The organism is Allostella sp. (assembly GCF_041913585.1).
GTDB lineage: Bacteria > Pseudomonadota > Alphaproteobacteria > ATCC43930 > Allostellaceae > Allostella.
Window position 1 is genome coordinate 1 of record NZ_JAYSFE010000244.1, and the last position, 3,040, is coordinate 3,040.

2 protein-coding genes are annotated in these 3,040 nt (G+C 70.1%); both read right to left on the bottom strand.

The window, feature by feature from the left end:
* Positions 1-261 precede the first annotated feature (261 nt).
* Complete coding sequence (locus ACE3Q3_RS23715) at positions 262-1,749, bottom strand: MFS transporter (protein WP_374450227.1); 1,488 nt, start codon at positions 1,747-1,749, stop codon at positions 262-264.
* Between the two features lie 208 nt (positions 1,750-1,957).
* A partial coding sequence (locus ACE3Q3_RS23720; RefSeq protein WP_374450229.1) for a calcium-binding protein occupies positions 1,958-3,040 on the bottom strand: 1,083 nt, incomplete at its 5' end.

Here is a 3,040-nt window from a genome sequence, read left to right on the forward strand (position 1 = left end):
GAGGCCGCCGATCTCGGCCACGACCGAGGGCATGATCGTGCTGGCGACGAAGATGTTGATCGCGTGCAGCGTCACGCCGGCCGCCAACGCGACGGCGCGGCCGCCATGGCCGCCGCCGAACAGCTCCCGCCAGCCTGGGGTCGCCATGGGATTCCTCTGGGCGCGGGGTGGGCGGTGCCGCCGTCCTGCGCTCCGGTCGTTTTCAGGCCGTCCGGGATAGCAGCCGGAGGGCCCGGCGCATAGGGTCGGCGGGCGCCGCCCTCAGTCGCCCGCGGCGGGCGCCGTCGCCGGGCCGGTCGAGACGCGGTCGCGCAGCGGCAGTTCCTTCATCCGGACGAAGGCGGCGAGCGCCGTGGCGACACCGAAGGCGGCGGCGAGGAAGACCCACTGGAAGGCCCCGGCGAGCCCGGCCGCCAGTTCGGGGGCGACGTGCGCGCCGGAGCCGCGGGCGACGACGACGCCGGTGCCGAGGACGATGGCGCCGAAGCCGGCGATCACCAGGGCGCCGGAGAGCTGGCGGAAGAAGTGCATGGTGGCGGTGGCGCTGCCCATCAGGTGCATGACGACGGCGTTCTGGATGGCGACCGTCGTCACCGGGAACGACGTGCCGACGCCGAAGCTGGCGACCGCGAACAGCAGTTCCAGCGACCACAGCGGCAGGCCCTGGGGCATCAGTGCCAGCAGCGCCAGGGCCGCGGTCGAGACGGTGAGCCCGGCCATCGGCAGGCGCTTGTAGTGGCGAACATGGGCCATGACATGGCCCGACGTGATCGCGCCCGAGACCGTGCCGACGAGCAGCGGGATGAGGGCGAAGCCCGACTGGCTGGCGGAGAGCCCGACCACGTACTCGAGATAGATCGGCACGAAGAAGGTGAGGCCCATGAAGGTCCCCATGCCGAAGCCGGCCGAGGTGATGCCGAGCACCACCACCGAGTTGCGCAGCAGCGCGCGCGGGATCAGGGCCTCCTCCGCCGTCGCGATGCGGGCGGCGAAGAGGACGAAGACCATGCCGGAGGTGGCGAGCAGCGACAGGATCACCGGCGACGACCAGGGCATCCGGACCCCGCCCCAGTTGAGGGCGAGCAGCAGGCTGGTGGTCGCCGCGACCATCAGGCCGGCGCCGAGGAAGTCCATCCGCCGCCGGCGGTGGACCCGGGGCATGCGCCGCAGCACCGAGTTGGTCATGACGAGCGCCGCCGCGCCGGCCGGGATATTGATCCAGAAGATGACCGACCAGTGCAGGTGCTGGGCGATGAAGCCGCCGAGCACCGGACCGGCGACGCCGGAGGCGGCGAAGACGCTGGCGATGTAGACTTGGTAGCGGCCGCGCTCCTTCGGCGGCACGACATCCGCGATGATGGTCTGGGCGAGGGCGACGAGCCCGCCGCCGCCGAGGCCCTGGACCGCGCGCGCCGCCGCCAGGGCGGCGACCGACGGCGCGAGCGCGCTCGCGACCGACCCGGCCACGAAGATGGCGATCGCCGACAGCATCGTGACGTGCCGCCCATGGGTGTCGGCGAGCCGGCCATAGAGCGGAACCACGGCGGTGGCGGCGATCAGGTAGGCGGTGATGACCCAGGGCAGGTTCTGGAAGTCCCCGAGGTCGCGGCCGATGGTCGGCATCGCCGTCGCGACGATCGTCTGGTCGAGCGCTGCCAGCATCATCGCCATCATCAGGCCGAAGATGGTCGAGCGGATCTCGCGGTGCGTCTTCGGCGGCGGTTCGGCAGGGGAGTGAGCGGCGGACATTTCGGCAGACCGGTATGCGGACGGAAGCGAGGCGGCGAATTCTTCGCAGGTGCAGCATATCGCGCGCCGCCCCGTGCGCCACGCGGAGAGCCGTGCTGATTTGGAATGGCGGTCCTGCGCGGAGCGCCGGACTCGGAGCCCCGGTCCAAGAAAAAGGGGGAGCCCTGCGGCTCCCCCTTCGCTTGCCGGCCGGCGCCCGCCGGGCGCGTCAGACGATGAAGTCCTCGTTGATGAAGGTCCCGCCGCCGACGACGTTCTTGAGGTCGGCCGCGCTCGACACGTTCTCGATCACCCCGACCAGGATCGCGTTGTCGGTGCTGGTCATGTTGGTGTCGAACCAGATTTCGCCGCGGTTCGACGACGAGTTGTAGAAGACGTAGAAGCCGGGTTTGTCGGTGTCCGCCGCGCCCGCCGTCAGGAACTGGTCGAACTCGCTGACCCCGGAATAGCCGTGGTCGACCGCGACCAGGATATTGTCCTTCTCGGTGACGCTGGCCGGGTTGGTGGTGATCTCGGCGTCGTTCTTCTCCGTCTGCCCGTCGTAGTAGAGGAAGATGTGATCTTCCTTCGACAGGTCGGCGATGGTGTCGACGCCGCCCGGAGCGAGGCTGTCGACGTCGAACACGAAGGTGTCCTCGCCCTCGTCGCCGTACATCAGGGCATTGCCGTTGCCGCCGACGACGATGTCGTCGCCGAGGCCGCCGTGCAGGATGTCGTCGCCGTTGCCGCCGAAGACCATGTCGTCGCCGTCGCCGCCGAGCACGGAGTCGTCACCGTTGCCGCCGAAGACGAAGTCGTTGTCGCTGCCGCCGTCGAGCGTGTTGTTGCCCGTCCAGTCCATGACGAAGTCTTCGCCCTGGCCGCCGGTGGCCGAATCGTCACCGTTGCCGCCGAAGACGCTGTCGCCGTCGTCGCCGCCGTCGATGGTGTCGTCGCCGTTGCCGCCGAAGGCGAAGTCCTCGCCCTGGCCGCCGAAGATGTTGTCGCCGGCGTCGCCGGTGCCGACCAGCCAGTCGCTGCCGTCGCCGCCGTCGATGTAGTCGCCGCGGGTGTCGGGGCCGCCGAGGATGAAGTCGTCGCCGCGGTCGCCATAGAGCGTGTCGCTGTCGCCGAACAGCGAATCGTCGGGGCTGTAGGTCGTGCCGCCGACGATGAAGTCGTTGCCGTCGCCGCCGCGGGCGACGTCGTCGCCGTTGCCGCCGAAGATGACGTCCGAGCCGCCGTTGCCGTTGATCTGGTCGTTGCCGGCGCCGCCATAGATGAGGTCGTTGCCGAGCTCACCGTACATGGT

Bases quoted from the DNA above. Each gene is read 5' to 3' on its own strand.
- ACE3Q3_RS23715 (WP_374450227.1), bottom strand. From the start codon at position 1,749: ATGTCCGCCGCTCACTCCCCTGCCGAACCGCCGCCGAAGACGCACCGC.